Annotated in this window: 31 protein-coding genes, 1 tRNA gene and 1 other RNA gene; 22 read left to right on the forward strand and 11 right to left on the reverse strand. The window is 32.4% G+C overall.

What is annotated here, in order from left to right:
• The first annotated feature begins 8 nt into the window (after positions 1–8).
• The 19 genes from DEFDS_RS02390 (at position 9) to DEFDS_RS02475 (ending at position 14482) form a co-directional block, all read left to right on the forward strand.
• Complete coding sequence (locus DEFDS_RS02390; RefSeq protein ID WP_041223567.1) at positions 9–203, forward strand: hypothetical protein; 195 nt, start codon at positions 9–11, stop codon at positions 201–203.
• A 13-nt stretch (positions 204–216) separates the two neighbouring features.
• Positions 217–486, forward strand: a complete 270-nt coding sequence (locus DEFDS_RS02395) for a cell division protein ZapA (RefSeq protein WP_013007220.1) — start codon at positions 217–219, stop codon at positions 484–486.
• A 4-nt stretch (positions 487–490) separates the two neighbouring features.
• A non-coding RNA gene (ssrS, locus tag DEFDS_RS12830) (6S RNA) lies at positions 491–673 on the forward strand.
• Between the two features lie 26 nt (positions 674–699).
• Positions 700–1914, forward strand: a complete 1215-nt coding sequence (locus tag DEFDS_RS02400) for an AAA family ATPase (RefSeq protein ID WP_013007221.1) — start codon at positions 700–702, stop codon at positions 1912–1914.
• A complete protein-coding gene (locus DEFDS_RS02405; protein WP_013007222.1) occupies positions 1907–2449 on the forward strand; it encodes a 5-formyltetrahydrofolate cyclo-ligase in 543 nt (180 codons plus the stop codon). Before DEFDS_RS02400 ends, DEFDS_RS02405 begins: the two co-directional genes overlap by 8 nt.
• Positions 2449–4008, forward strand: a complete 1560-nt coding sequence (rny, locus tag DEFDS_RS02410) for a ribonuclease Y (protein ID WP_013007223.1) — start codon at positions 2449–2451, stop codon at positions 4006–4008. Before DEFDS_RS02405 ends, rny begins: the two co-directional genes overlap by 1 nt.
• Positions 4009–4013: 5 nt before the next feature.
• On the forward strand, positions 4014–4793 hold the full coding sequence (locus tag DEFDS_RS02415; protein ID WP_013007224.1) for a TIGR00282 family metallophosphoesterase: 780 nt from the start codon (positions 4014–4016) through the stop codon (positions 4791–4793).
• A gap of 2 nt (positions 4794–4795) precedes the next feature.
• Positions 4796–5704, forward strand: a complete 909-nt coding sequence (gene nadA / locus DEFDS_RS02420; RefSeq protein ID WP_013007225.1) for a quinolinate synthase NadA — start codon at positions 4796–4798, stop codon at positions 5702–5704.
• Between the two features lie 68 nt (positions 5705–5772).
• Complete coding sequence (gene rpiB, locus DEFDS_RS02425; RefSeq protein ID WP_013007226.1) at positions 5773–6252, forward strand: ribose 5-phosphate isomerase B; 480 nt, start codon at positions 5773–5775, stop codon at positions 6250–6252.
• Positions 6249–7505 (forward strand): serine hydroxymethyltransferase, encoded by a 1257-nt coding sequence (gene glyA, locus DEFDS_RS02430; protein WP_013007227.1) that lies wholly within the window; start codon positions 6249–6251, stop codon positions 7503–7505. The genes rpiB and glyA overlap by 4 nt, the downstream gene beginning before the upstream one ends.
• Positions 7502–7951: a deoxycytidylate deaminase gene (locus tag DEFDS_RS02435; RefSeq protein WP_013007228.1), complete on the forward strand. Its 450-nt coding sequence runs from the start codon at positions 7502–7504 to the stop codon at positions 7949–7951. Before glyA ends, DEFDS_RS02435 begins: the two co-directional genes overlap by 4 nt.
• A 9-nt stretch (positions 7952–7960) precedes the next feature.
• On the forward strand, positions 7961–9268 hold the full coding sequence (gene rsxC, locus DEFDS_RS02440) for an electron transport complex subunit RsxC (protein WP_013007229.1): 1308 nt from the start codon (positions 7961–7963) through the stop codon (positions 9266–9268).
• Positions 9255–10250: an RnfABCDGE type electron transport complex subunit D gene (locus tag DEFDS_RS02445; RefSeq protein ID WP_013007230.1), complete on the forward strand. Its 996-nt coding sequence runs from the start codon at positions 9255–9257 to the stop codon at positions 10248–10250. The genes rsxC and DEFDS_RS02445 overlap by 14 nt, the downstream gene beginning before the upstream one ends.
• A complete protein-coding gene (locus DEFDS_RS02450; protein WP_013007231.1) occupies positions 10243–10812 on the forward strand; it encodes an RnfABCDGE type electron transport complex subunit G in 570 nt (189 codons plus the stop codon). The genes DEFDS_RS02445 and DEFDS_RS02450 overlap by 8 nt, the downstream gene beginning before the upstream one ends.
• Positions 10809–11429, forward strand: coding sequence for an electron transport complex subunit RsxE (rsxE, locus tag DEFDS_RS02455; RefSeq protein ID WP_013007232.1), 621 nt, complete (start codon positions 10809–10811; stop codon positions 11427–11429). Before DEFDS_RS02450 ends, rsxE begins: the two co-directional genes overlap by 4 nt.
• Positions 11430–11444: 15 nt before the next feature.
• On the forward strand, positions 11445–12026 hold the full coding sequence (rsxA, locus tag DEFDS_RS02460) for an electron transport complex subunit RsxA (RefSeq protein WP_013007233.1): 582 nt from the start codon (positions 11445–11447) through the stop codon (positions 12024–12026).
• A gap of 14 nt (positions 12027–12040) precedes the next feature.
• Positions 12041–12823, forward strand: a complete 783-nt coding sequence (locus tag DEFDS_RS02465; protein WP_013007234.1) for an RnfABCDGE type electron transport complex subunit B — start codon at positions 12041–12043, stop codon at positions 12821–12823.
• 11 nt (positions 12824–12834) lie between these two features.
• A complete protein-coding gene (locus tag DEFDS_RS02470; RefSeq protein ID WP_013007235.1) occupies positions 12835–13830 on the forward strand; it encodes a histone deacetylase family protein in 996 nt (331 codons plus the stop codon).
• 13 nt (positions 13831–13843) lie between these two features.
• Entirely contained in the window at positions 13844–14482 is a 639-nt protein-coding gene (locus DEFDS_RS02475; RefSeq protein ID WP_013007236.1) for a CBS and ACT domain-containing protein, read from the forward strand.
• On the opposite strand, the gene DEFDS_RS02480 is transcribed toward DEFDS_RS02475, so the two are convergent.
• Both DEFDS_RS02480 and DEFDS_RS02485 read right to left on the reverse strand, forming a co-directional pair.
• Positions 14454–15230, reverse strand: coding sequence for an NRDE family protein (locus DEFDS_RS02480; protein WP_013007237.1), 777 nt, complete (start codon positions 15228–15230; stop codon positions 14454–14456). The two genes, DEFDS_RS02475 and DEFDS_RS02480, sit on opposite strands and share 29 nt — an antisense overlap.
• On the reverse strand, positions 15230–16522 hold the full coding sequence (locus tag DEFDS_RS02485; protein WP_013007238.1) for a M16 family metallopeptidase: 1293 nt from the start codon (positions 16520–16522) through the stop codon (positions 15230–15232). Before DEFDS_RS02485 ends, DEFDS_RS02480 begins: the two co-directional genes overlap by 1 nt.
• Positions 16523–16648: 126 nt before the next feature.
• Here DEFDS_RS02485 and DEFDS_RS02490 point away from each other — a divergent pair, with 126 nt between their 5' ends.
• The gene (locus DEFDS_RS02490; protein ID WP_013007239.1) at positions 16649–17845 is read left to right on the forward strand and encodes an HD-GYP domain-containing protein; all 1197 of its coding nucleotides are present in this window, start codon (positions 16649–16651) and stop codon (positions 17843–17845) included.
• A 67-nt stretch (positions 17846–17912) separates the two neighbouring features.
• Positions 17913–17986: transfer RNA gene (locus DEFDS_RS02495), tRNA-Arg, on the forward strand.
• On the opposite strand, the gene DEFDS_RS02500 is transcribed toward DEFDS_RS02495, so the two are convergent.
• Positions 17987–18592 (reverse strand): molybdopterin-dependent oxidoreductase, encoded by a 606-nt coding sequence (locus DEFDS_RS02500; protein WP_013007240.1) that lies wholly within the window; start codon positions 18590–18592, stop codon positions 17987–17989.
• A 37-nt stretch (positions 18593–18629) separates the two neighbouring features.
• Positions 18630–18878, reverse strand: coding sequence for a hypothetical protein (locus DEFDS_RS02505; RefSeq protein WP_013007241.1), 249 nt, complete (start codon positions 18876–18878; stop codon positions 18630–18632).
• Positions 18879–18990: 112 nt separating this feature from the next.
• On the opposite strand from DEFDS_RS02505, the gene DEFDS_RS02510 reads away from it, so the two are divergent.
• A complete protein-coding gene (locus tag DEFDS_RS02510) occupies positions 18991–19557 on the forward strand; it encodes an IMPACT family protein (RefSeq protein ID WP_013007242.1) in 567 nt (188 codons plus the stop codon).
• On the opposite strand, the gene rsmI is transcribed toward DEFDS_RS02510, so the two are convergent.
• The 7 genes from rsmI to DEFDS_RS02545 all read right to left on the reverse strand — a co-directional run bounded on the left by rsmI (position 19525) and on the right by DEFDS_RS02545 (position 25931).
• Positions 19525–20352: a 16S rRNA (cytidine(1402)-2'-O)-methyltransferase gene (gene rsmI, locus DEFDS_RS02515; protein WP_013007243.1), complete on the reverse strand. Its 828-nt coding sequence runs from the start codon at positions 20350–20352 to the stop codon at positions 19525–19527. The two genes, DEFDS_RS02510 and rsmI, sit on opposite strands and share 33 nt — an antisense overlap.
• On the reverse strand, positions 20349–20732 hold the full coding sequence (locus DEFDS_RS02520) for a DUF2914 domain-containing protein (RefSeq protein ID WP_013007244.1): 384 nt from the start codon (positions 20730–20732) through the stop codon (positions 20349–20351). The genes rsmI and DEFDS_RS02520 overlap by 4 nt, the downstream gene beginning before the upstream one ends.
• A complete protein-coding gene (trxB, locus tag DEFDS_RS02525; protein ID WP_013007245.1) occupies positions 20733–21701 on the reverse strand; it encodes a thioredoxin-disulfide reductase in 969 nt (322 codons plus the stop codon). It lies immediately after the preceding gene.
• Between the two features lie 9 nt (positions 21702–21710).
• Positions 21711–22103 (reverse strand): TlpA family protein disulfide reductase, encoded by a 393-nt coding sequence (locus DEFDS_RS02530; RefSeq protein WP_161595853.1) that lies wholly within the window; start codon positions 22101–22103, stop codon positions 21711–21713.
• A gap of 116 nt (positions 22104–22219) precedes the next feature.
• Positions 22220–22480, reverse strand: coding sequence for a hypothetical protein (locus DEFDS_RS02535; protein WP_013007247.1), 261 nt, complete (start codon positions 22478–22480; stop codon positions 22220–22222).
• Positions 22477–23319, reverse strand: a complete 843-nt coding sequence (gene nadC, locus DEFDS_RS02540) for a carboxylating nicotinate-nucleotide diphosphorylase (RefSeq protein WP_013007248.1) — start codon at positions 23317–23319, stop codon at positions 22477–22479. Before nadC ends, DEFDS_RS02535 begins: the two co-directional genes overlap by 4 nt.
• Entirely contained in the window at positions 23313–25931 is a 2619-nt protein-coding gene (locus DEFDS_RS02545) for a valine--tRNA ligase (RefSeq protein WP_013007249.1), read from the reverse strand. The genes nadC and DEFDS_RS02545 overlap by 7 nt, the downstream gene beginning before the upstream one ends.
• Positions 25932–26037: the final 106 nt, after the last annotated feature.

Genomic DNA, 26037 nt, shown 5'->3' on the forward strand with positions numbered 1-26037 from the left:
TTATTTCTATGGTTGAGACAAGAGAAAAGATAGAAGAACTAGAAAGAAAAATAGATTTACTGCTTGAAAAATATAATAACTTGTTGGAAGAAAACGAGCAGTTAAAGAAAGAAAAAGAAAATTTAGAATTAAAAGTTAAGGAGTATGAAGAGGAAAGAGAGTTGATAGCAGCTAAAATTGAGAACCTGCTAAGCAGGATTTAAGAGGTGTGGCGTTTTGAAAGTTTTAGAAGTATCAATTTATGGGAATAAATATAGAGTAAGATCAGAATTTGATGAGGTTTTTTTGCAAGAAGCTGCTAAAATGGTTGAAGATAGAATGAAAGAAATAGAGGATACTTACAGAGTGTTGACTACTTCTAAAGTAGCTATTATGGCAGCTTTTGATATTGCAACTGAGTATTTAAAAGCAAAAAGAGAGTTGAATTTTTTAGAAAATAAAGTTGATGAGTTAGAAAAAAAGTTAGATATCGTAGAGGGTGTTTAAAGAATAGCCCCTGCGGTGTTCGATTCAGTGTAGGAAATTTGGAGCCAACACCTCTTATAAGAGGGATGATACTGGCTGTGGTGAGCAGGCCCACCTTTGAGTGGGAAGCCTAAAGCAGCCGTGATTCCCTCAACCTGGTTAGCCAGGGCTGCAAATGGACTACACGGTCGGCACTCGCGGGGGCTTTTTTTATGTATATAAGATGTATATAAGATGAAAATATTAGAGGCTTTAGAACCTAAAACATTTGATGAGATCGTTGGTCAAGAACATTTATTAAGCAGTAATGCTCTGTTTAGGAATATTGTTTTAAGTTGCGACTTTCAATCTATAATACTCATAGGCCCCCCTGGCTGTGGAAAAACTACAATTGCTAAGTTAATTGGTAAGCAGCATTCTATGATTTTTTACCGTTTGCATGCTGCTAATTGTAGTTCTAGTGATATTAGAAAAATTGTAGAAGAAACAAAAGGGTATGGTAAAACGTCAATTATTTTTATCGATGAAATTCATCATTTTAACAAGTCTCAACAAAATTTATTATTGAATATTATTGATGAAGGTTATGTAAAACTTGTAGGTGCTTCTACAGAAAACCCTTATTATAGTTTAATCCCACCGCTTAGATCAAGAAGTATATTATTTGAGCTTAATCAGCCGAGAAGAAGTGATTTTGAAAAATTATTTAAAAGGGTTGAAAACTGGCTAAAGGAAGAGTTTGAAGTTAGTGATATTGTATATGATGATAATGTTGTTGATTTGCTGATTCAAAATGCAAATGGTGATGTAAGAAAGTTTTATATTATGATGGAGTCTTTAGCAAAAATTTCAAAGAAAGTTGATAATAAGCTGTACTTAAATCATGAAGATATCACATTGCTACCTTTTGAAATTACTTTTTCAACAGATGAGTATTATCATTTGTTGTCAGCTATGATTAAAAGTATTAGGGGGAGTGACCCTGATGCTGCACTTATGTGGGCTTTGAAGTTATTAAAAAGTGGTGTTGATCCTAAAATAATATTCAGAAGATTGCTCATTTCTGCTTCTGAAGATATTGGTAATGCAATGCCTAATGCACTGAGCATAGTGAATGCCGGGTATGAAGCTTTTGAAAAAGTAGGGTTGCCAGAAGGGGAAATAATACTTGCCCAAGTGGTAACCTATCTTGCTTCTGTTCCAAAAAGTAATTGCTCGTATATGGCACTTAAAAGTTGTAAAAATTATTTAAAAAACAATAACCCATTACCACCAAAACATTTAAGAAGTGATAGTGAAAATTATAAGTACCCTTTTGATTATGGCGAATTTGTAGAGCAACAATATATGCCTGAGAAAAAAGTTTTTTATAAACCATCTAAAAGCGGGTTTGAGTCTAAACTTTACGATAGGCTTGTTAAGTTATGGGGCAAAGAGCATTATGAATAAGAATATGCTTAGGCAGCAATTTAAAGAGAAACGCAAAAATCTTGATAGAAACTTTGTAGAAAAAACAAGTAAGGTTATTACAGATAATTTTTTATCAAGATATGGTGGTTTTGATAGGTATTTTTTGTATGTTAGTTTTGATAATGAGGTAAGAACAATTGAGCTAATTACTCATCTTAAGAACATGGGGAAAGAGGTTTTTTTACCAATATTGGTAAATGATGAAATATTGGCTGGTTATTTTGAAGATTTTGAAAGTATGAAAAAAAATAGGTTTGGAGTTTTAGAACCTATTAAGGTTACAAGCGAGGATTATTTTGATGTTGTGGTGGCACCAGGTGTAGTTTTTGATATTGAATGTTACAGGTTAGGTTTTGGAAAAGGTTATTATGACAGATTTTTAAAAAAGATTCAGAAAAAGGTTTGTGTTGGTTTTGCTTATGACTTTCAGGTTATTGAAAAATTACCTGTTGAAAAACATGACGTAAAGCTTGATGCTGTATTAACTGAAAAAAGAGAAATAGGAGGTTATTGATGATTTGGTTGTATATTTTACTAGCTGTTGTTGGTTTAATTGTAGGACTTTTATTAGGTATAATTATCCAGAAAAAGAAAAATGAAAGTGAAAACATAAGGCTGAATAAAACAGCTGATGAAATAATTAACAGAGCAAAAAGGGAAGCTGATGAAATAGTTAAAGAAGCAAAACTGGAAGCAAAAGATATTATTTTTAAAGGGAAACAAGAGCTTGAAAAAGAAGTTAAGGAGAAGAGAAAAGAGCTTCAACTTCAAGAAAAGCGTTTAATCTCTAAAGAAGAAAATATCGATAAAAAGTTAGAATTAGTGGATAAAAAAGAAGAACTTATTTCTAAAAGAGAACAAGAGCTTGAAGAGAAGCTTAATAATTTGAAGAGTCAGATGGAAGAGGTCGAACAGTTAAAGGTTAAATTATTAAGTGAAGTTGAGAAAGTTGCCGGTATGACTAGAGAAGAAGCGAAAGAGATGTTGATTAATGAAATGGTTACTGAGGCTAAAAAAGAAGCTGCAAGAACTTTGAAAGAATTGGAAGAGGAAACCAAGCATTTAGCTGAAAAGAAAGCTCAAAGTATAATTGCGACAGCTATTCAAAGGTGTGCTCCAGAATATGTGGGTGAGGTGGCAGTATCTGTTGTTAATCTCCCTAGTGATGAGATGAAAGGTAGGATTATTGGTAGAGAGGGTAGAAATATTAGAACTTTTGAAAGCATTACAGGAGTTGATATTATTGTGGATGATACTCCAGAGGCCGTTATTTTATCATCTTATGATCCATTTAGAAGAGAAATTGCTAAGCTAACATTGGAAAAACTCATTTCTGACGGAAGGATTCATCCTGCAAGAATTGAAGAGGCTTATGAGAAGAGTAAAGCAGAGCTTGAAAAATACATTTTAGAAGTTGGTGAAGAAACTGCTTTTAATCTTGGACTGCACAACATACACCCTGATCTATTAAAACTGATTGGTAGGTTAAAATATAGAACAAGTTATGGACAGAATGTACTGGCACACTCTATTGAAGTGGCTAAAATTGCTGGTATTATGGCTGCTGAACTTGGTTTGGATGAAAAGTTGGCAAAAAGAGCAGGTTTACTTCATGATATAGGAAAAGCTATAGATCAGGAGAGTGAAGGTTCCCATACTGAGATTGGTGTTGAAATTGCAAAAAAATATAATGAACACCCTATGGTGTTAAATGCAATATTATCCCATCATGGAGAAGAGGAGTTTAAGTTTGTTGAATCTGTTTTGATTCAGGCTGCAGATGCAATTTCAGCTTCAAGACCAGGAGCTAGAAGAGAGGTTTTGGAATCTTACATTAAAAGGTTAGAAAAATTAGAAGAAATTGCTTCATCTTTTGAGGGTGTTCAAAAAAGTTTTGCAATACAGGCAGGTAGAGAAGTAAGAATTATTGTGGAGCCTGATAGAATTGATGACGCTGAAATTGTAACATTGTCTAGAGAAATTAGTAAGAAGATTGAGGAAGAGCTGACATATCCTGGTATGATAAAAGTTGTTGTTATTAGAGAATCAAGAGCTGTAGAATATGCGAAATAAATGAAATGAATATATTATTTGTAGGCGATATTATTGGTAGAGCGGGTAGAAAAGTATTTTCCCGCTCTATTGATGATGTAAAATATGAATATGGTTTGGATTTAGTCATTGTTAATGGTGAAAACTCTGCTGGCGGTTTTGGAATAAATGAAAAAATCTATAAAGAGTTAAGAAGCAAAGGTGCTGACGTAATAACGAGTGGAAATCATATTTGGGACAAGAAAGAAACAGCAAATCAACTTGATAATATGGAGTATCTTATTAGACCTGCAAATTATCCAGAAGATGTCCCTGGCAATGGTTATATCACTTTATCAATAGGTGTTACAGAAGTAACAGTAATTAATTTACTTGGAAGAGTATTTATGAATCCTATTGATTGCCCCTTTAGGAAATTTGATGAGATATATCGAAAGGTTAAAGATACTGTAGTTATAGTAGATTTCCATGCAGAAGCTACCAGTGAAAAAGCAGCATTTGGGTTTTATGTTGACGGTAGGGCAAGTGTTGTTGTAGGTACTCATACACATGTTCAAACAAATGATGATAGAATATTGCCAGAAGGTACCCTTTTTATGACAGATGTTGGGATGTGTGGTTCTCTTGATTCAGTGATAGGAATGAATAAGGATGCCCCAATTAAACGATTTTTAACAGGGATACCACATAAATTTGATGTTGAAAATAAAGGGAAATTGGTATTTAATGCACTGTTTTTTGAAATAGATGAGAATACATACAAGGTTAAAAGGTATAAAAAAATTTTTAAAGTATTTGAGGGGTAAAAATGGATATTAAAAAAGAGATAAGAAGATTGCTAAAAGAAAAAGATGCTGTTTTGTTGGCACATAATTATCAAATTGATGATATCCAGGAGATTGCAGATTTTACTGGAGATTCGCTTGGTTTGAGTATTGAAGCATCTAAAGTAAAAAACAAAACTATTGTTTTTTGCGGTGTTCATTTTATGGCTGAGACTGCATATATCCTTTCGCCAGATAAAAAAGTTTTGCTTCCTGAGATTGATGCTGGGTGTCCAATGGCTGATATGGTAACTGCTGAAGGGCTAAGGGAGATGAAGAAGAAATATCCTGGAGTCCCAGTTGTATGCTATGTAAATTCTTCTGCAGAAGTTAAAGCTGAAAGTGACATCTGTTGTACTTCAGCTAACGCTGTTAATGTGGTAAAATCTCTTGACACTGATAAGGTTATTTTTGTACCTGATAAGAATTTGGGACATTATGTTTCAAGGTTTGTAGATAAAGAAATTATTCTATGGGAAGGTTACTGCCCTATTCACAACAGGGTAACAAAAAAGGAGATTCTTGAACTTAAAGAAAAATACCCTGATGCTATTTTTGTTGCTCATCCAGAATGTCCTCCAGAGGTAGTTGATCTTGCAGATCATGTGTGTTCAACCTCAGGTGTTTATAAATATGTAAAGGAAAGTGACAACAAGCGTTTTATAATTGGAACTGAAGAAGGGGTAGGTTATAGATTGAAAAAAGAGAATCCTGATAAAGAATTTATTTTTGCCTATAAAGGTTTTCAGTGTAAAAATATGAAAAAGACAACTCTTAAAAAAATATATGATGCTTTAATAAAAGAACAGTATGTTATTACAGTTGATGAGGTAATCAGGGAAAAAGCTTTAAAATCTATAAAAAGGATGTTAGATATCCCTAGGAATTTTTAAACAAATTGACATATTTGTTTTTTTAAATTAAAGAATAATAGCTCATCAAAAATAAAACGAGGAAATAAATGCCAGATAAAAAAATAGCATTGGGTTCTGATCATGGTGGGTTTAGACTAAAAGAAGAAATCAAAAATTATCTTGAATCTAAGGGGTTCGAAGCCATTGACTTTGGAACAGAAAGTGAATCATCTGTAGATTATCCTGATTTTGCTTTTAAAGTGGTAAAGGCTATTATAAATGGTGATGTGGAAAAAGGGATTATTATGTGTGGAACAGGGATAGGGATATCTATTACTGCTAATAGATTTCCTGGTATAAGGGCTGCACTATGTTGGGATTCTTTCACAGCTAAGATGAGTAGACTTCATAACAATTCAAATTTGCTTGCCATGGGTGGCAGAATCATAGGTGTAGAGTTAGCAAAAGATATCGTAGATACATGGCTTTCTACAGAGTTTGAGGGTGGAAGGCATGAAAGAAGAATTAATAAAATAGATGAATTGGCAAAAATATTTTGGGAAGAATATCTTAGGGGGGATAAATGAGTCTATATGAAGCAGTAAAAAATATCGATCCACAAGTGTATGATGCTTTGATGAAAGAGTTAAATAGGCAGGAGACTCATATAGAGTTGATTGCTAGTGAAAACTTTGTTTCAAAAGCAGTGTTAGAGGCACAAGGTTCAATAATGACAAATAAATATGCAGAAGGGTATCCAGGTAAAAGGTATTATGGTGGCTGTGAGTTTGTGGATATTGCTGAGCAGCTTGCTATAGATAGGGCAAAAGAGCTGTTTGGTGCAGAGCATGCTAATGTGCAACCACACTCTGGAAGTCAGGCAAATATGGCTGTCTATTTTTCAGTTTTGCAACCAGGTGATACAATCTTGGGGATGAATTTATCTCATGGAGGGCACTTAACACACGGTAGCCCAGTAAATTTTTCTGGTAAATTTTTTAATGTTGTACCTTATGGTGTAAATAAGGATACTGAAACTATAGATTTTGATGAAGTGGAAAGACTGGCATTAGAGCACAAACCAAAGATGATTGTTGTTGGAGCAAGCGCATATCCGAGAGTTATAGATTTTGCTAAATTCAGGGAGATTGCAGATAAAGTTGGAGCTTATGTGATGGTGGATATGGCTCATATTGCGGGGCTTGTTGCTGCGGGGGTTCATCCAAACCCTGTTCCTTATGCAGATTTTGTGACAACAACCACTCATAAAACATTGAGGGGACCAAGAGGTGGCTTAATCCTTTGTAAAGAGGAGTATGCAAAAAAAGTTAACTCTATGATTTTCCCTGGGACACAGGGTGGCCCATTAATGCATGTTATTGCCGCTAAGGCAGTAGCTTTAAAAGAGGCAATGACTGACGAATTTAAAGAGTATCAGAAGCAAATTGTGAAAAATGCAAAAGCTTTGGCCGACACTCTTAAAGATAAAGGTTTTAGACTCGTGTCTAACGGAACAGATAATCATTTGATGCTTGTTGATTTAACTGACAAAGATATTACAGGTAAAGATGCAGAAGAATCACTTGGGAAAGCTAATATAACAGTAAATAAAAACACTATCCCTTTTGAGACAAGAAGTCCGTTTATCACAAGTGGTATTAGAATTGGTACACCAGCTGTAACTACTCGAGGTATGAAAGAGGATGCGATGGAAGATATAGGAAATTATATTGCTGAAGTGTTATATAATATAAACAATGAAAGTGTTATAAATACAGTAAAAGAAAAAGTTATTAAATTATGTAATAAATATCCATTATACAAAGGTGTATTGTATTGAGACCTGATTGGGATAGGTATTTTTTAGAAATTGTAAATGTTGTTAAAAGTAGATCTACCTGCTTGAGAAGGCAGGTAGGGGCAGTTATTGTGAAAGATAGGCAAATTTTGGCTACAGGTTATAATGGCGTGCCAAGAGGGATTACTCATTGTAGTGAAACTGGTTGTTTAAGACAAAAGTTAAATGTTCCCTCTGGTCAAAGACATGAGCTTTGTAGAGGATTGCATGCAGAACAAAATGCAATTATACAAGCTGCTTATCACGGGGTTTCAATAAAGGGTGCGACTATTTATACAAATGCCAAGCCTTGTTCTATTTGTACAAAGATGATTATAAATGCAGGGATTAAAAGAATTGTTTTTGAAGAATATTATAACGATGATTTAGCAGATGAACTTTTGAAAGAGACAGATATAACAGTTGAGTGTATAAAAATAGATAGATAAGGGTGTGCTATGCCGTATTATGGATTTCGTGGTGGTATTCATCCAAGGTATAATAAAGAGAAAACAGCAAGTAAAAGCATTGAGAGATATAGTGTAAATATTGGTGATGAGGTTGCCATCCCTTTATCTCAGCATATCGGTGCTCCAGCTGAAGCTGTAGTTAAAAAGAAAGATGTGGTAAAGCGTGGTGATTTGATAGGGAAATCGAAAGGTTTTGTTAGCTCAAATATTCATTCATCTGTCACAGGCGAGGTTATAAATATTCAAAATGTTCCTCACCCTATAATGGGTTCTATCCCTGCTGTAATTATAAAGGTAACTGAGGTTACTGAGGAGTATACCCCAATTGAATTAGCGGATAAATTTCAAGAAAATGTCTTATCAGCAGGAATTGTTGGACTTGGTGGAGCAACATTTCCTTCTCATGTAAAGTTATCACCACCAAGAAAAATAGACTATTTAATTATAAATGGTGCAGAGTGTGAACCTTATCTAACCTGCGATCACAGGTTGATGGTGGAAAAAACTGAAGAGATAATAAAGGGAGCTAAGATAATACAGAAAGAATTAGAAATAGATAATCTTGTAATTGGGATAGAAAAAAATAAGCCAGACGCAATAGAATCTTTTAGAAAGTTTGAAAATAAGTATGAGTTTGAATTAATCCCTCTTGAAGTGAAATATCCACAAGGTGGTGAAAAACAGCTTATAAAAGCGACTGTAAATAGAGTAGTTCCTGAAGGGAAATTGCCTTTAGAAGTTGGTGTTATTGTGCACAATGTTGGTACTGCTTTATCGATATATGAAGCTTTAGAGTTTAAAAAACCTTTGATTGAAAGAGTGGTTACTGTTACAGGCGCTGTTAAAGAGCCTAAAAATTTGTTGGTTCCTATCGGTGTTCCTGTGTCTAAATTAATAGAGTTTTGTGGAGGCCCTCTTGGTGATATTAAAAAGGTTGTTATGGGTGGGCCAATGATGGGTTTTTCTCTTTTTGATTTAAATACCCCTGTTATGAAAGGTACTAGTGGGATTATTCTTTATAGAGATTCAGACTTGCCAAATCTTAATATGCATAACTGTATTAGATGTGGCAGATGTGTGGAGGCATGCCCAATGGGGCTTGTTCCTGCAATAATGGAGCAATTTGCCTTAAATGAAATGTATGAAAGGCTAAATGAATGGCATGTATTAAATTGTATTGAGTGTGGTTGTTGTAGTTATGTATGTCCATCAAGAAGACCTCTTGTTGGATATTTTAAAACAGCGAAAAGAGAAATAATGAATATAATGAGGCAGAAGAAAAATGCAGGGAAATAAGTTATTAGTTACTTTTTCACCACATGAAAGAGATGATTTAAGAACAGACAAAGTAATGCTCTATGTCATTTATGCACTTATTCCTGCAATGGGTGTATCTATTTACTATTTTGGTTTTTATGCTATTAAAACATATCTTCTCACAATAATTTTTACACTTGGTTTTGAATACCTTTTTCAGAAGATTGCTAAAAGACCTGTCAGTCTAAATGATAATTCTGCTCTTGTAACGGCAATACTTCTTGCAATGAATTTGCCACCTAATAGCCCATGGTGGTTAATTTGTGTAGGTAGTTTTGTCGCAATCATTATTGGGAAACAGGTTTTTGGTGGTCTTGGACAAAACCCTTTTAACCCAGCTTTGGTTGCGAGAGTTTTCCTACTCATTTCTTGGCCTGCACAGATGACAAACTGGATGAAACCTAATCCTATTACAAAGAGTTTTATTTTTGATGCGGTTAGTACAGCTACACCTCTTGGTGCTTCTAAAACAGAGGTATTGACTTATGGCAAAATAGTTTCAGAAAATCTTGTAAATACTTCTAGTTTGTTTTTAGGAAATGTTGGTGGGTCATTAGGTGAAATATCAGCGCTGGCAATAATAATAGGTGGATTGTTTCTACTATATAAAAGGATTATTTCTTGGCATATCCCTTTTAGTTATATTGCTGCATTTTTAATAATAGTTGTTCCTTATTGGTTTTTTGCCCCAGAAAAAACATTGGATCCTATTGCCCATCTTTTTTCAGGTGGCTTAATGCTTGGTGCATTTTTTATGGCCACTGATATGGTGACGAGCCCAGTTACAAAGAGAGGACAACTTATTTTTGGAGCTGGTTGTGGGATTTTAACTGCTGTTATTAGGCTTTTTGGTGGTTATCCAGAAGGGGTATCTTTCGCCATATTGTTAATGAACGCTACAGTTCCTCTAATAGATTATTATATCAGACCAAAAAGTTTTGGTGAGGTTGAAAGTGAGTAAGGGTAACGATAATAACTATAAAATGTTTGTTGTTCTGACAATAATTGGTGCTGTTTCTGCTTTGGTTCTTGCTGCAGTTTACTCTTTTACTAAGGAAAAAATAGAGTATGAGTATAGATTGGAGCTTTTAAGAGCATTAAAGGTTGTTTTACCTGAATATAATAACGAGCCGGACAAAGACACTTTAAAAACTAAAGATAAAACAGTTTATGTTGCTAAAAAGGATGGGAAAATAGTTGGTTATGCTATTCAATCAGTATCTGAAAAAGGGTATGGGGGAAGTATAACAGTTTTACTTGGTGTTTCAACTGATGGAAAAATTACAGGTGTTGAAATATTGCGTCATGCAGAAACTCCTGGTCTTGGCTCACATATTGAGGATAAGTGGTTTAAAGATGAATTTAAAGGTTTGACTATAAAGGATAAGATAGCAGTAAAAAAAGATGGTGGTGTGATTGACCAATTTAGTGGAGCAACAATCAGCCCAAGAGCTGTTGCTGAGGCGGTTAAAAATGGATTAGATTTTGTAATCACAAATGTTATTGAAGGGGGCAGCAAATGAAGCTCCAGATATTTAAAGACGGATTTTGGAATAATAACGCAGTTTTCAAACAGGTTCTTGGTATGTGTCCTACCCTTGCAGTTACCACTTCTGCTGAAAATGGAATAGGTATGGGACTTGCAACTACTGTAGTACTGATTTGCTCAAATATTGTTGTTTCATTGGTGAAAAATTTTATCCCTTCAAAAGTTAGAATACCTGCTTTTATTGTTATTATTGCAAGTTTTGTAACTGTAATCGATTTGTTGATGAATGCATATGCTCACAGTTTACACAAAAGTCTTGGTCTTTTTATCCCATTGATAGTTGTAAACTGCTTGATTTTAGGAAGAGCTGAAAGCTTTGCATCAAAAAACAGTACTATTGATTCTTTAATAGATGGGATTGCTTCTGGACTTGGTTTTACTTTTGCTCTGTTTGTATTGGGATCTGTTAGGGAGTTGTTAGGAGCTGGTTCTATACTTGGCTTCAATATTTTTGGGAGCGGTTATAGCCCAGCTATTGTTATGATTTTACCACCCGGAGCATTTTTAGCGCTTGGATTTTTATTGTTTATTATAAACTGGATTGAAAATAGAAATAAAATTAAAGAAGAATGTTGCACTGTAAATGAGTAAAATTAGGGGATTGGTATGAAAGAGCTGATACTTATTTTTATAAGTGCTGTTTTGGTAAACAATTTTGTATTGAGTAGATTTTTAGGGATATGCCCATTTTTTGGTGTTTCTAAAAAACTGGATACTGCTATCGGTATGTCTTTAGCTGTAACATTTGTTATGACAATTGCTGGGATTATCACATGGATTTTACAATATGCAGTTTTGAATCCTTTACATTTAGAGTATTTACAGACTATAGTTTTCATTCTTGTTATTGCTTCTTTAGTACAATTTGTTGAGATGGTTATAGAAAAAACATCTCCTGCACTTTATAAGAGTCTTGGAATATTTTTGCCATTAATTACAACTAATTGTGCGATTTTAGGTGCAGCTATTTTGAATATTCAATTTAAATTTAACTTTTTAGAAATGTTAGTTTTTACTGTGGGTTCGTCCATAGGTTTTGGATTGGCTCTTGTTCTTTTTGCTGGTATCAGGGAAAGAATAGAGCTTTCAAATATCCCTTATTTTTTTAGAGGTGTACCTATCGCATTTATAACTGCAGGGATTTTGGCGCTTGCATTTTTAGGGTTCTCTGGACTTGTAAAAATTTAATTATGGGGTTTTAGATGATAGAAGCTGTAGTAGTTGTTGGTTTATCAAGTTTTGTTGCAGGATTTGGTTTGTATGCTGCTTCTAAGAAGTTTTCTGTTGAAAAAGATCCTAGAATAGAAGAAGTAAATGAGATTTTACCTGGAGCAAATTGTGGTGGATGTGGCTATCCTGGATGCTCTGCTTTGGCTGAAGCCATTGTTAAAGGGGATGCTCCTGCAAACGCCTGCCCAGTTGGTGGTGCTGAACTTGCAGAAAAGATTGGTAAATTATTAGGGTTAGAAGTTGATACCTCAGTTAGAAAAGTGGCAAAGATTAAATGCCATGGAGATAAAGAAAAATGTCCGCCAAAATATGAGTATTATGGCCCTGCTGATTGTCACGCAATTGTTATGCTAGGTGGAGGTAATAAAGGGTGTATATATGGTTGTGTTGGTGGAGGAAGTTGTGTAAAGGCTTGTAATTTTGATGCGCTTAAAATGGGGGATAATGGTATCCCTGTTGTAGATGAAGAAAAATGCACTGCATGTGGCTTGTGTGTAAAAGCCTGTCCTAGAAATTTAATTGAGCTAATTGATGTAGAAAAAAAGTTTATAGTTTCTTGCTCATCAAAAGATAAAGGTGTTGAAACAAAGAAAGTGTGTAGTGTGGGGTGTATTGGTTGTAGATTGTGTGCAAAAAATTGTCCTGAGGACGCAATAACCGTTGAAAATAATTTAGCTTATATTCACGCAGAAAAATGTATAAACTGTGGAAAATGTGAAGAGGTATGTCCTACAAAAGCTATTATTAAGTTGTAGGGAATAGATTATTGGTTAAGATTGTTTATGATGAAGTATTTTTGAAACATAAAACATTTCAAGGGCATCCTGAATCGCCTGAAAGATTAAAAACTGTAATAAATTACTTAGAAAATTCTACATTAAAATCAAATATTATAAAACCCTTATTCGAAGATTATGGTGAGAAAGTAATAGAATTTGTACATTCAAAATCTTATATTCAAGAGTTTAAGGATACAGCAAAATCAGAAACTTTTTTTCAACATAAAGATAACTCTATTTGTGAAGATTCTTTTGATGTGGCATTAAAAGCTGTTTATGCTCATTTATTTGCTGCAGATTATATTATGAGTAACGAACCTAAAAAAATATTTGTGGCAGTAAGACCACCGGGACATCATGCGGATAAAAATAAAGCGTTAGGTTTTTGTTTTTTTAATAATATTGCCATAACTGCAAGATATATCCAGAAATACCATGGTAAAGAAAAGATTTTGATTTTTGATTTTGATGTACATCATGGAAATGGTACACAAAATATTTTTTATGAAGATAATACTGTGTATTATGTTAGTATACATGAACACCCAACTTTTTTGTTCCCAGGTACCGGGAGGTATTTTGAAACAGGTAAGGGGTTAGGGAAAGGTTATACTTTAAATATACCACTTAAGCCAGAAGCGGATGATAATGAGTTTGGCAAGGTATTTTTAGAAAAAGTAGTTCCAATATTTTATAAGTTTGAACCTGAAATTTTACTTGTATCAGCTGGTTTTGATGGGCATAAAGAAGATATGATTGGGGACTTGAATTTTACTACAGAACTTTATAGAAAATTAGGGTATGCTTTAAAATATTTGAGCAATAAATTTTGTGAAGGGCATTTACTTATATCTTTAGAAGGTGGCTATAAACCAGAGGTTTTAGCAGAATCGGTTGTAAACTTTTTGGATGCTTTAAATGATGATAAGCAGATAGATGTTTATGATTTATTTCTAACAGATGAAATGTTTGGTATATTTTAAGTAGGAGAAAAATATGTTTGTAAAGGATTGGATGACTAAAAATGTAATAACAGTTTTTCCAGATACAAAAATTGATACGGCTGCTTATATAATGTTGTCTAAAAATATTAAACATTTACCAGTTGTAAATAGTGAAAAAGAGTTGCTTGGGATTGTAGTGAAAAGTGATATTAGGGAAGTTATGCCAGAGTCAACTATAGATAAAAAGGAAGATTTAAGTGATAAAAAACCTGTCTTTGTAAAAGATATTATGTCTAATGAAGTAGTATCAATAAATGAAAATGATACATTGGAAGATGCATTGTTATTTATTTATCAGGGGAGAATAGGTGCATTGCCAGTGGTGGATGACGTAAACAGAGTTGTTGGTATTATTTCAAGATACGATATTTTAAAAGCGATGGTGGCTATTATGGGGTTGGAAGAGCCAGGTAGCAGGGTTGATGTTGTTTTAGAGGATAGACCTGGTATGCTTGAGTTGCTTGCAAAAGAGTTTAAAGAGCTTGATATAAATATAATATCAGTGATTGTTTCAAATACGGGGGATAAAAAAAGGATTGTATCAATTAGATTTGATGGTTTATTTAAACATAAAGTTGAGGAGCATCTAAAATCAAAAGGTTTTAAGATTTATTATCCTTGGAAATCTTAATTTGAAATTTGAACTCAGAAATTTTATTATTTAGTTGGTCTTTTTCATAAAATGATACATTGCTTTTTGAATCAATTAAGATAAAATATGAAAAAACAGTACCGTAAGTTTCTGATTCAATAAATATTGATGAAAGAAGTTTTTCCTTTTCATAACCTACACCTGTATCAGGTAATAAGCTGTCATCAGCCTTTTCTTTGTCTTCCAAACATCTAAATACTTCATTAATATCGATATTTTGGTTTTGTAGTATTTTCAAAAGGTATGATTTTAACTTTTCTGTTTTATACCAATTGGTATCTAAAAAGGCATTACTCAAAGTATATACCCCTTTTGTTAGATTTTTAAGCCCCCCTATAACATTTGAGTAGTAAAAAAGATTATCAACTGTACCAAAAATTAAATTAAATGGGTTATAAGCACTTTGCATAGCATAAAAATCTATCAAGAATCTTTGAATTGAGGCAGGTGAAGTTAAAAAATTTCTGACAATTAGACCACGGGAAGCTTTTTGTGAGTCAAATTTTTTAGGGTCTCGATAGTTGGTTAAAAAAGCTATCTTACCATTGTTTTTGTTAATACCAAGCCATGTGCCACCAGCTTTTTTATCTTTACCCGCTAAAATATCAGGGAAGTCTTTCCAAAAATGAGCTGGTATTGATTCTCTTTCATAAAACTCATCGCGATTACCAATTAAAACAAATTTGTACTTTTCATTTGGGTTTATGGCAAAGGCGTAAACACACATTATTTACTTTCTTCTGGTAATGTTTTTACAAGAACATAATGCCCGCTAAAAATATGTTTTGCTAATTCCTTTATATCATGCAATGTTATTCTCTCTATATTTTTCTCGTAATCTTTGTAATAGTTTTTAATATCGTGGGTATAAGAATACCCTATATCGTTTGCTTCAGAGCTCACTTTTTCATGCTGGAATAGAAATTGGGAAATCAATCTGTTTTTTGCCTTTTCAATATCATTTTTGGTTATTAGGTTCCCATCTTTTAATTCTTTTATTAAAGAAAATAACTCTTTTTCTGCTTCTTTTTGCTTGTTGGGTGCTGAGGTGAAATAAAAAGTAAAACTTCCATCGTATTTTAACCCCATATATCCACCAAAAACAGATGTTACCAATGATTTTTCATATTTAAGCTTTTGGTTTAATAATGAAAATTCTCCACCAGAGAGGATTTCTGTAAGGACTTCTGCAGCATAAATTTTATCACTTGTTAGAGGGAAAGCTTTGTAGCTTATTGCTACATAGGCTTGATTGACATTTTTGTAGAATGTTTTTTCTATATTTTTTTGTAAAATAGTTGGTTTAAAAATAATTTGTTTCCCTGATTTTACCTCTTTTGTTTTATTAAAATATTTTTCTGCTAATTTTTTTACTTCAGCTTGACTTAAATCACCAACAACAACTAATGTCATATTTTCAGGATGATAAAAATGGTTGTAATAATCAAAGAGGGTTTCTCTTGTAAAACTTTTTACATTGTCTTCTGTCCCGATAACTTCCATAGCATAAGTTGTGTTTTTGTAGAGATTTTTAGATAATTCAACCCACATATCATAAGTTGGTGAGTCGTATTTTCTTTTAATTTCCTGTATTACAACAGGTTTTTCCTTTTCTATCTCTTCAGGTAAAAATTTTGCCTTAAAAACCATTTCACTTATTACATCAAAAGCTACTTCAGCGTTTTTTGATGGGATAGTAATGTAATAAAAGGTGTAATCTTTGCTTGTAGCTGCATTCATCTGGCCACCATTTGACTCTACGATTTCATCAATTTGTGAAGGTTTATATTTTTCTGTACCTTTAAAAACCATGTGTTCTAAGAAATGAGCTATACCATTGTTTTTTTCGTTTTCATTTCTTGAGCCTGTTTTCATCCATAGTTGAATAGACACAATTTTCACACCATCTACCTGTTTAAAAACCACATTTACACCATTTTTTAGTTTAAACTCAGTTGTAGCCAAACTAACCCCTCCAAAACATAATAATATAATCATCAATTTTATAAAAAATTTCATTTTTCACCCCATAAGACATCTTACTATACCACAACTATATGATAATAAAAACCAGATTTTGTTCAATATTAGATTTTTATTAATATATGTTGATTATTTTATGTTTTGTGTTAAAGATTAATAACTATGAAAGTCCGGATAAAGATTTTACCACAAGATTTAAAAGTTTATGATAAAGTAATTGATTTTGTTGGGGTAAGTTGGTTAGATACCACTTTTTTAAAGCATAAATTTGTGATTAAAGATAAAGAGCATCTTGATAAGGTACTGAAAAAAATAAAAAATAATGGAATTAAAGAACTTATAGTAGAAAGGGAAGTATTAGAAGATAAAAAAATAGAGGCTTTGCTTCCTGAGGTAAAAGAAGAAGATTTTATTGATAAAAAATCATTAAAAAGTGTTTCAACTTTATATAAAGAAGCAATAGTTGTAACCAAATCATTGTTAAACGATGTGAGAGCAGGTAAACTGATAGATGTTTCAGAAATCGAAAACATAACAAAAGAAATTACAGCGCAGGCGATAACAAGGGGTAATTTGCTTTCGAGCGTTACGAAATTAAGAGATTATGATGATTATACATTCCAGCACTCTCTAAATGTGAGTATCTTTGCTGCAAGTCTTGCTGCTAAATTGAATAAGGATAAAAAGTTTATTGAAAATATTACTCTTTCTGCTCTGCTACATGATGTGGGTAAAATGTTTATACCAAATGAGATATTAAATAAACCTGGAAAACTAACTGATGAAGAGTTTGAATTAATGAAGAAGCATGTAACTTATGGATACGAGTATTTATTAAAAGTTGGTATGAAAGAAAGTGATATTAAAATATGCTTAGAGCATCATGAAAGAGCAGATGGTTCCGGTTATCCTAACGGTTTAAAAGATGAAGAAATTTCTATAGAAGGGAAAATTGGTGCTGTAGTTGATATTTATGATGCGTTAACGAGTCAGCGGATTTATAAACCAAAGATTTCACCAGCCACAGCTTTAAAAATGATGATGGGGTGGGTAGATAAACATTTAAACAGGAAAATTTTTGAGTTTTTTGTTGCGAATACTGGGATTTATCCTGTTGGAACGATTGTTCTTCTTAATACTAATGAGATTGGGATTGTTGGAAAGGTCAATTATTCAAAGCTTACGCAGCCTTTGGTAATTATTTTTAAAAATTCTAAAGGGCAAGATATCCCTCCTTTGTCTGTTGATTTGGGAAAACAAACAACAATGCTGAGGAAAATTATTGGTCCAATTGATCCTAATAAAATATCTGTCCCAAAACATATTTATTCTTTAATTGAGGAAAACTTAGATCAGTAACTTTTCTGTTTTTTATACCTTGACAAAGGTTACTATTATCACTATAAAAATTGAGCCATTAACCGATGCGCCCATAGCTCAACTGGATAGAGCGTCTGACTACGGATCAGAAGGTTGGGGGTTCGACTCCTCCTGGGCGCGTTATTTTATTATTATACCATCTTCTGGGTAGCCGTATTTTGACCAGAAACCGATCTCTCTTTGATTTGAAAATACTATTTTTTTAATCCATTTAGCACTTTTGTATCCATACCTGTCGGGATAGAAAAGTCTTAAGGGGAACCCGTGTTTTTGATCTAAAGGTTTATCGTTAATTTTTAAAGCCAATATGTAGGAATCTCGGATTTCTTTTATTGGAATTGACTCTGTGTATTTGTTTCCATAGCAGTAAAAGTTTATATATTTTGCAGAGTAAAAAGGCTTAGTTATTTTAATTAAGGTGTTTAGGCTAATCCCATCCCACTTTACACCTGGAACTGTCCACCCTTCGACACAATTGAAATCGCTTGTGTATGAAGTGTTTATTAAATTTAAAAGATCATTATATACTAATGTTAATTTGTTTTCGATAAGACCTGTAATTTTTAGATGAAATTTTTGAATATCAATATCTGGTGTTTTATCCTCAACAGTTCTTATCTTCCATCTGCTAATTATATCAGTAATTTTTGCAAAACTGGTTATTTTTGAGGATACAATAAATAATCCTGTTAAAAATGTTTGTTTTAAAAATGTTCTTCTATTCATGATTTTAAGATTGGTAATGTCTATATTTTGTCAACACTTATTTCTCATCGATAGCTATCAATTTCCATTCGAGGTTATTTTTGCTGTAGGATATTTCGTATATATTCACCCCTTCAGTTACCGTGAATTTAAATATGGTATCGCTCCCTTTCCTTTCTTTCCATTGATAAATCCGCTCTTTGATTAATATTTTGCTGTTTTTGTATTTAAACCATACAGGTTTTATCTGCCCATTTGTTCCAAATATTGCACCAACTTTTATTTTTTCGTTTAACATTACCAACATATTTACCTCCAGCAAACAAATGTTTGCTTTTTATTGATAGCTCATATCCTGTATAAATTCAACTACTTTTTTACGATTTGAAATTTTTTGCGATTTGATTTAGAGTTATCTCATGCTTACAGTATTAAAGAGTTATATTGAAACATATGAAGTAAAAAAATCGAAATTTATTTCTCATTTGGTACCAATTAACCAGTTTAAAGAATATCTGAAAATATTAAGAGATGAACATCAAAAGGCAAATCATATTGTTTGGGCGTATAGACGCCTCAATGGAAACGGTATTATAGAAGAACGGGAGACTGATGATGGTGAGCCAAAAAATAGCTCTGGTAAACCCACATTGAGAGTACTCCAAGGGAATAATCTTGTTAATGTTGCAATATTAACGGTCAGATATTTTGGTGGTATTAAGCTTGGGGTTGGTGGCCTTGTAAAAGCGTATACTGAATCTGCTGCAAGAGTCGTTAAAAATGCAGAACTGATAGATTTGTTATCAAAAGAGAAGAGAAATTTTGAAATTGATATTAGAAAATATGACCATTTTATGTATTTTATAAAAAAATATAATTTATCGTTAATTGATAATCAGTTTTTGGGTGAAAAGGTTAAGTTAACGGTAGAGGGTAATAAAGAAAATCTCGAATTACTTTTTAATATTTCCAAAGGTTTCAATTAGTTTGTAAGCATCATTTCTGTTCATACCTAATATTTTTAATATTTTTAAAATATCTTTTTTATTGAAATTTTCATTAAAGAGGTTTTTGCAAATTTTATGAAAATCAAAATTTTGAAGGGTGTTATTATCTTTTTCATTATTATTCACGATTACTACAAATTCCCCTTTTTTTGTTAAATTAATTACGTCCTGAGTATCGTTTATAAAAATTGTTTCTTCATATAATTTTGTGATTTCTCTAACAACAGCAAAAGGAGGGGAAAAGAAATCAAATAATAAATTTAAAGTTTCTTCGATTCTATGAGGTGATTCATAAAAGATGATAGTTGTTTTATATATTGTCAATTTTTCTAACTCTTTACGTTTTTGTTCCTTTTTGTGAGGTAAAAATCCGTAGAAAAAGAAATGATTGGATGGAAAACCAGATAGTATCAATGCTGGCACAAATGCTGTAGCGCCTGGCAGCACCTCAAATTTAATATTATTTTTTATTAATTCGTTAACTAAAAAGTAACCTGGGTCAGATATGCATGGTGTTCCAGCTTCGCTGATAAGGGCAATTTTTACACCATTTTGCAGTTTTTTTAACACTGCATCAATATGTTTTTTTTCATTATCTCTATGATAAGATGTAATCTTTTTATTTATATTGTAGTGGTTTAATAGAGAGAGTGCTTTTCTCGTGTCTTCTGCTAAAATCTCGTCAACTTTATTTAAGACATCAAGTGCTCTTAATGTGATATCTTTTAAATTTCCTATAGGGGTTGGGACTACGTAAAATTGCGAATCTGTCATTCAATTTTGAAGCTTATTGAGTCTATCATTTTTCCATCTTCAGAATAGATTTCTACTTTCCAATCCCCTTTCCATTTTGGAAGTATTTTTTTAGAGCTGTAGGTTCTCCACTTATTTGAATTAACTGCAAGAGGGACTTCAGCCATAATATTATCTTTATAAATCCAAATATGGATCACTTTAGTTGGAAACTTATCTGTTGTGATTTCGGTAAAACAGTAAACTTTACCTATATCAGATGAAAAAGTAGTGCTCACACCTACAGGCTCTCTATTTTCGATTTTTCGGGCAATAGCTTTTCTGCTAACTACTGTGTCAGCGAAAAGATTTGCAGAAAAAATGATAAGAAAAAATATTGTTAAAATAGAAAGTTTTTTCACTTAGCCCTCCTGAGGGAAATTTTCTTCTATATATCTTTCAGCCATTTTAGCAGCTACAGCACCATCTGCAACAGCAGTGACAATTTGTCTTAACTCTTTTTTTCTTACGTCACCAGCAGCAAAAATTCCTGGGACATTTGTATGTGTAGTTTCATCAGCAATAATAAATCCAGACTCATCTAACTCTAACAGCCCCTTAAAAGCCTCTGTATCAGCATTCCATCCTATAAAGACAAAAACACCATCAACTTTAAGATCATGAGTTTTGCCTAATTTTTTATCATAGAGGGTAATTGATTCTATTTTATCCTCACCATTTACCTTTTTTACCACACTGTTCCATATAAATTCTATTTTTGGATTTGCAAAAGCTCTATCTTGAAGTATTTTTGCTGCTCTTAATTTATCTCTTCTGTGCACAATATATACTTTTTTTGCAAATTTTGTGAGATAATGTCCTTCTTCAACAGCTGAATCACCTCCACCAATTACAGCAACAACTTTATCTTTGTAAAAAGCACCATCACAAGTAGCACAAAAAGATATACCTCTACCAAGGAATTTGTTTTCACCAGGCACTTCTAAGTGTTTTGGCTTAGCACCAGAGGCAATTATAACAGTTTTTGTTTTAATCTTGATGTCTTTGTACTGTAAAGACACATATTTATAACCATCGCAAAATTCTATCCCTTTACACATTCCGTTCTTTATTTCAACGCCAAACTGTTTTGCGTGTTGGAAAAGTTTTTCTGTGAGTTCTCCACCTGAAATCCCTTCTAAAAAACCTGGGTAATTTTCTATAATTTCTGTAATCGCAACTTGTCCACCAGGGAAGTTTTTCTCTAAAATTAAAGTATTAAGGTCGTCTCTTGCTGCATATATCCCTGCTGTTAAACCTGCAGGGCCACCACCAATTATAACAACATCATATTCCTCTTTTAAATTATCAAAATTAAAAAAATCTTCCATTTTACCCCTCTATAATATTTTTTCTATTTCTTTTAATGCGGGTATTTTAGATGCATATATAATCTTATTATGTTCATCTAATATCACCAAAAAGGGCCAACTATTAATTCCAAAAATACCCTCAACCTCACTTATATTAACTAAATACAAATCTTTTTCAATAGGTTTGTAGTGTTTATTTGATATGTAATTTAATGCCGATCGTGGTGTTTGTTTAGTTTTGACAAAAATTATAAGGTAGGCACTTTTTTTATCCGTGATATGTTTAATCTTTGATAAATTTTTTTTATAAAATACAGAGTAAATATTGTTTTTATTTAAAAAGATTATTACTTTTTTTAATTTAATATCATAAAGAGTAAATGTCTTGCCATTTAATGTTTTTAATTCGAAGTTTGGCACTTTTGTGTATAAAGGTGGTGGGTCATTTTGTCTATATTTGTAAAGGTAATAGAAAGCGTAAGCAACTAGTATATAAATTAAAAAATTCTTTCCAGAGAAATAGTTTCTTTTCCACATTACCAGATTTTAGAATTTATATCTTTGCCATATTTGGCAATCAAAATGTCGATTAAAGTTTTATCAAAGATTTTTGGACTAATTATAGATGTATCTACTTTCTCTTCAAAAAGTTTACGTCCTAGGTTTATTTCTTCTTCCAGAACATCAAAAACATTATCGTTTTTTATCCCCTCAATGACTTTTTCCTTATTGTATAAAACTATATCTCCAATTATTGTTCTTGCCAACCTTTTAGCTCTTTCGATATCTGTAATCATATAATCTCTCCAAACTTCATACTTATATCAACTGATTTAAAACTATTTGTCAAAGCACCTACAGATATAAAATCTATGGGGTATTTTTTGTACATATGTAACTTATCGAGTGTAATACCCCCTGATACTTCTATTTTAGCACGTTTGTTTATCAGTTGGCAAGCTTCATTGATGGAATTTATATCAAAATTATCAAGCATAATTATATCAGCACCAGCTTCGACGGCTTCTTCCACTTCTTTTAAATTTCTTGTTTCTACTTCTATTTTTACAGTTACTGGGATATTGCTTCTGACTAATTCTACAGCTTTTTTTATAGAGCCTACAGCATCTATATGAGTATCTTTCAACATTACACCATCAAAAAGTCCAATTCTATGATTTGTGCCCCCTCCTATTTTTACTGCATATTTTTCCAAAATCCTTAACCCCGGAGTTGTTTTTCTTGTATCCAAAATTTTTATGTTAGTTCCGTCTAATTCTTTGATATATTTGTTTGTATTGGTAGCTATACCAGATAATCTTTGTAGAAAATTTAAAACGGTTCGTTCTAACATGAGAATTATGGCAGTATCTCCGATTATTTCTGCTAATTTATCACCTGCATTTACTAACTCACCATCATTTTTTAAAAAATTTATTTTTATATTTCTATCTGTTTTGTAAAAAATCTCGTTAACTACTGGCATCCCACACAAAATAAAAGATTCTTTTGCAATCAAATAGTACTTACTTTTTTTAAGATAAGGGGATATTGACTTTGTCGTTAAATCTCCAGAACCGATATCTTCTAAAAGCGCTAAATCTATTATTTTATTAAGCAAAGGGGAGTTTAACATAAACTCTTTAACCTTTCTATTGATTTATCTATCTCTTCAAGTTTAAGTTTTGCTTCTTCATATTTAGCTTTATCCTTTTCTATTATATGCTCTGGTGCTTTTTTTAGATATTCTTCATTATTTAATTTTTTGCCGTAAATATTGATATCTTTTAAATAACCTTTTTTCTCTTTTTCGAGTCTTTTAATTTCAGCTTCAAAGTCTATTAACCCTTCTAATGGGACAAAAACAGTAAAATCTTTTTCAATTTGTACAGCAGATTTTTCAATTTCTTTATCTGTAAAGTTAATATTTTCTATTTTTGCTAATTTTTTAATTATATCTGATTTTTGTTCAATTAAAGATTTCATTTCATCAGAAGTTTTAATGAAAATGTTAATATTTTTTGCTGGAGGGATGTTGTATTCTCCTCTAACTGTTCTCACATTAGAAATTAGTGTTATAACTTTTTCTATATTTTTATAATCAGCATCAAAAAGGAACTCTTTTTCAGGATATGGCCCAAAGTTTATAGTTTCTTTACCAGAAAGTTTTTTGTAAATAAATTCAGTGATAAATGGCATAAATGGGTGTAGTATTTTTAATGATTCTTCTAATGTATATTTAGCAACTGCCAGAGCATTGGTTTTGTTTATGTTATTATAAATTCTGTGTTTTATAAACTCTATATACCAATCACAGAATATGTGCCAGAAAAATTGATAGATTTCATTTGCTGCTTCGTTAAAGTCGTAAGATTTGATAAACTTTTCCACATTTTTTGCTGTTTGATAAAGGTTGTGTAAAATCCATTTATCTTCCATTTCAAGGTTATCAAAATCAATTTCACTTATATTTTCATCGAGGTTCATCATTAAGAACCTTGATGCATTCCAAATTTTGTTAACAAAGTTTTTATAACCTACGATTCTATCTTCAGATAATTTTATATCTCTTCCCTGAGCCGCAAAAGCAGCTAAGGTAAATCTAAAAGCATCAGCTCCATATTTTTCTATCATAATCAATGGGTCTATTACATTCCCTTTAGATTTACTCATTTTTTGACCATATTGATCTCTTACAAGGGCATGTATATACACGTGATAGAATGGGACATCGTTCATAAATTTTAGTCCCATCATAATCATTCTTGCAACCCAGAAGAAAAGGATATCAAAGCCAGTAACTAAACAGCTTGTAGGGTAAAATTTTTCGAGGGTTTTAGTTTTCTCAGGCCAACCCATTGTGGAAAATGGCCATAAAGCTGAAGAAAACCATGTATCAAGGACATCAGTTTCTTGTGTTAGCTCAGTAGAGCCACATTTTTCACATTTTTCTGGGTCTTTAAAATCTACGTTGATATGTCCACATTTTTCACAATACCAGGCTGGGATCCTGTGCCCCCACCAGATTTGTCTTGAAATACACCAGTCTCTTATATTGTACATCCATTCAAAATATGTTTTAGTCCACATTTCAGGGAATATCTTTATTTTACCTTGTTCAACAGCTTCTATTGCTTTTTCTGCAAGAGGTTTTATTTTTACGAACCATTGCATAGAGATTCTTGGTTCAACAACAGTTTTACATCTATAACAATGACCTACAGAATGGTCATGTTTTTCAATTTTTTCTAAATAGCCCAAGTTTTTAAGCTCTTCTACTATCTGTTTCCTTGCTTCGAAACGATCTAACCCTTTATATTTACCACCGTTTTCATTGATAATACCAGAATCATCCATTACATTTATTTCTTCAAGCCCGTATTTTTTACCAAGCTCAAAATCGTTTGGGTCATGTGCAGGGGTTACTTTTAACGCACCTGTTCCAAATTCCATATCCACATATTCATCAGCTATTATAGGTAGGCGTCTGTTTAAAATTGGTAAAATTGCATATTTACCGATAAGATGTTTATACCTTTCATCGTTTGGATTTACTGCTACTGCTGTATCTCCAAGCATTGTTTCAGGTCTTGTGGTTGCAATTAATAATTTCTCATCACTATTTTCTATGGGATAATATATGTAATAAAGAGCTCCTTCTTTATCTTCGTGTTCTACTTCAAGGTCGCTTAAAGCTGTGTGACATCTTGGACACCAGTTAATAATATAATTTGATCTATATATTAAACCTTCTTTATAAAGGGTTACAAAAACAGTTCTTACGGCATTTGAGAGCCCTTCATCCATTGTAAATCTTTCTCTATTCCAATCGCAGCTTGCTCCTAATCTTTTGAGCTGATTTATTATCTGTCCACCAGATTCTTCTCTCCACTGCCAAACTCTTTCAATGAATTTTTCTCTGCCAAGATCGTGTCTTGATAAACCTTCTTGAGCTAACATACGCTCAACAACATTTTGGGTGGCTATCCCTGCATGATCAGTACCTGGTAGCCATAGGACTTCAAAACCTTTCATCCTATGATATCTAATTAATATATCCTGTAATGTATTATTTAATGCATGCCCCATATGGAGTGAACCTGTAACATTAGGGGGAGGAATTACTATAGAATAAGGTGGTTTATCAGAATTTTCGTTTGCATGAAAATATTTTTTTTCTAACCATTCGTTGTATAATTTCTCTTCAAAATCAGCAGGGTCAATTCGAATTGGTAATTCTTCTTTCATCTTTTCTCCTCAATATATAGATTTTTACAAAAATAGCGCTACAAAATAACATAAGTTTTAAAAAAACTGAAGGGGTTTTTCTAAAATTACGCGCTTTTTAGTTATG

This window comes from Deferribacter desulfuricans SSM1 (assembly GCF_000010985.1).
GTDB classification, from domain to species: Bacteria; Chrysiogenota; Deferribacteres; order Deferribacterales; family Deferribacteraceae; genus Deferribacter; species Deferribacter desulfuricans.

What these genes read in the sequence shown, in the direction of transcription:
- DEFDS_RS02390 (WP_041223567.1), top strand. Translation starts at nt 9, where the DNA reads ATGGTTGAGACAAGAGAAAAGATAGAAGAACTAGAAAGAAAAATAGAT.
- DEFDS_RS02400 (WP_013007221.1), top strand. Translation starts at nt 700, where the DNA reads ATGAAAATATTAGAGGCTTTAGAACCTAAAACATTTGATGAGATCGTT.
- DEFDS_RS02405 (WP_013007222.1), top strand. Translation starts at nt 1,907, where the DNA reads ATGAATAAGAATATGCTTAGGCAGCAATTTAAAGAGAAACGCAAAAAT.
- rny (WP_013007223.1), top strand. Translation starts at nt 2,449, where the DNA reads ATGATTTGGTTGTATATTTTACTAGCTGTTGTTGGTTTAATTGTAGGA.
- DEFDS_RS02415 (WP_013007224.1), top strand. Translation starts at nt 4,014, where the DNA reads ATGAATATATTATTTGTAGGCGATATTATTGGTAGAGCGGGTAGAAAA.
- nadA (WP_013007225.1), top strand. Translation starts at nt 4,796, where the DNA reads ATGGATATTAAAAAAGAGATAAGAAGATTGCTAAAAGAAAAAGATGCT.
- rpiB (WP_013007226.1), top strand. Translation starts at nt 5,773, where the DNA reads ATGCCAGATAAAAAAATAGCATTGGGTTCTGATCATGGTGGGTTTAGA.
- glyA (WP_013007227.1), top strand. Translation starts at nt 6,249, where the DNA reads ATGAGTCTATATGAAGCAGTAAAAAATATCGATCCACAAGTGTATGAT.
- rsxC (WP_013007229.1), top strand. Translation starts at nt 7,961, where the DNA reads ATGCCGTATTATGGATTTCGTGGTGGTATTCATCCAAGGTATAATAAA.
- DEFDS_RS02445 (WP_013007230.1), top strand. Translation starts at nt 9,255, where the DNA reads ATGCAGGGAAATAAGTTATTAGTTACTTTTTCACCACATGAAAGAGAT.
- rsxE (WP_013007232.1), top strand. Translation starts at nt 10,809, where the DNA reads ATGAAGCTCCAGATATTTAAAGACGGATTTTGGAATAATAACGCAGTT.
- rsxA (WP_013007233.1), top strand. Translation starts at nt 11,445, where the DNA reads ATGAAAGAGCTGATACTTATTTTTATAAGTGCTGTTTTGGTAAACAAT.
- DEFDS_RS02465 (WP_013007234.1), top strand. Translation starts at nt 12,041, where the DNA reads ATGATAGAAGCTGTAGTAGTTGTTGGTTTATCAAGTTTTGTTGCAGGA.
- DEFDS_RS02475 (WP_013007236.1), top strand. Translation starts at nt 13,844, where the DNA reads ATGTTTGTAAAGGATTGGATGACTAAAAATGTAATAACAGTTTTTCCA.
- DEFDS_RS02480 (WP_013007237.1), bottom strand. Translation starts at nt 15,230, where the DNA reads ATGTGTGTTTACGCCTTTGCCATAAACCCAAATGAAAAGTACAAATTT.
- DEFDS_RS02485 (WP_013007238.1), bottom strand. Translation starts at nt 16,522, where the DNA reads ATGAAATTTTTTATAAAATTGATGATTATATTATTATGTTTTGGAGGG.
- DEFDS_RS02490 (WP_013007239.1), top strand. Translation starts at nt 16,649, where the DNA reads ATGAAAGTCCGGATAAAGATTTTACCACAAGATTTAAAAGTTTATGAT.
- DEFDS_RS02500 (WP_013007240.1), bottom strand. Translation starts at nt 18,592, where the DNA reads ATGAATAGAAGAACATTTTTAAAACAAACATTTTTAACAGGATTATTT.
- DEFDS_RS02505 (WP_013007241.1), bottom strand. Translation starts at nt 18,878, where the DNA reads ATGTTGGTAATGTTAAACGAAAAAATAAAAGTTGGTGCAATATTTGGA.
- DEFDS_RS02510 (WP_013007242.1), top strand. Translation starts at nt 18,991, where the DNA reads ATGCTTACAGTATTAAAGAGTTATATTGAAACATATGAAGTAAAAAAA.
- rsmI (WP_013007243.1), bottom strand. Translation starts at nt 20,352, where the DNA reads ATGACAGATTCGCAATTTTACGTAGTCCCAACCCCTATAGGAAATTTA.
- trxB (WP_013007245.1), bottom strand. Translation starts at nt 21,701, where the DNA reads ATGGAAGATTTTTTTAATTTTGATAATTTAAAAGAGGAATATGATGTT.
- DEFDS_RS02535 (WP_013007247.1), bottom strand. Translation starts at nt 22,480, where the DNA reads ATGATTACAGATATCGAAAGAGCTAAAAGGTTGGCAAGAACAATAATT.
- nadC (WP_013007248.1), bottom strand. Translation starts at nt 23,319, where the DNA reads ATGTTAAACTCCCCTTTGCTTAATAAAATAATAGATTTAGCGCTTTTA.
- DEFDS_RS02545 (WP_013007249.1), bottom strand. Translation starts at nt 25,931, where the DNA reads ATGAAAGAAGAATTACCAATTCGAATTGACCCTGCTGATTTTGAAGAG.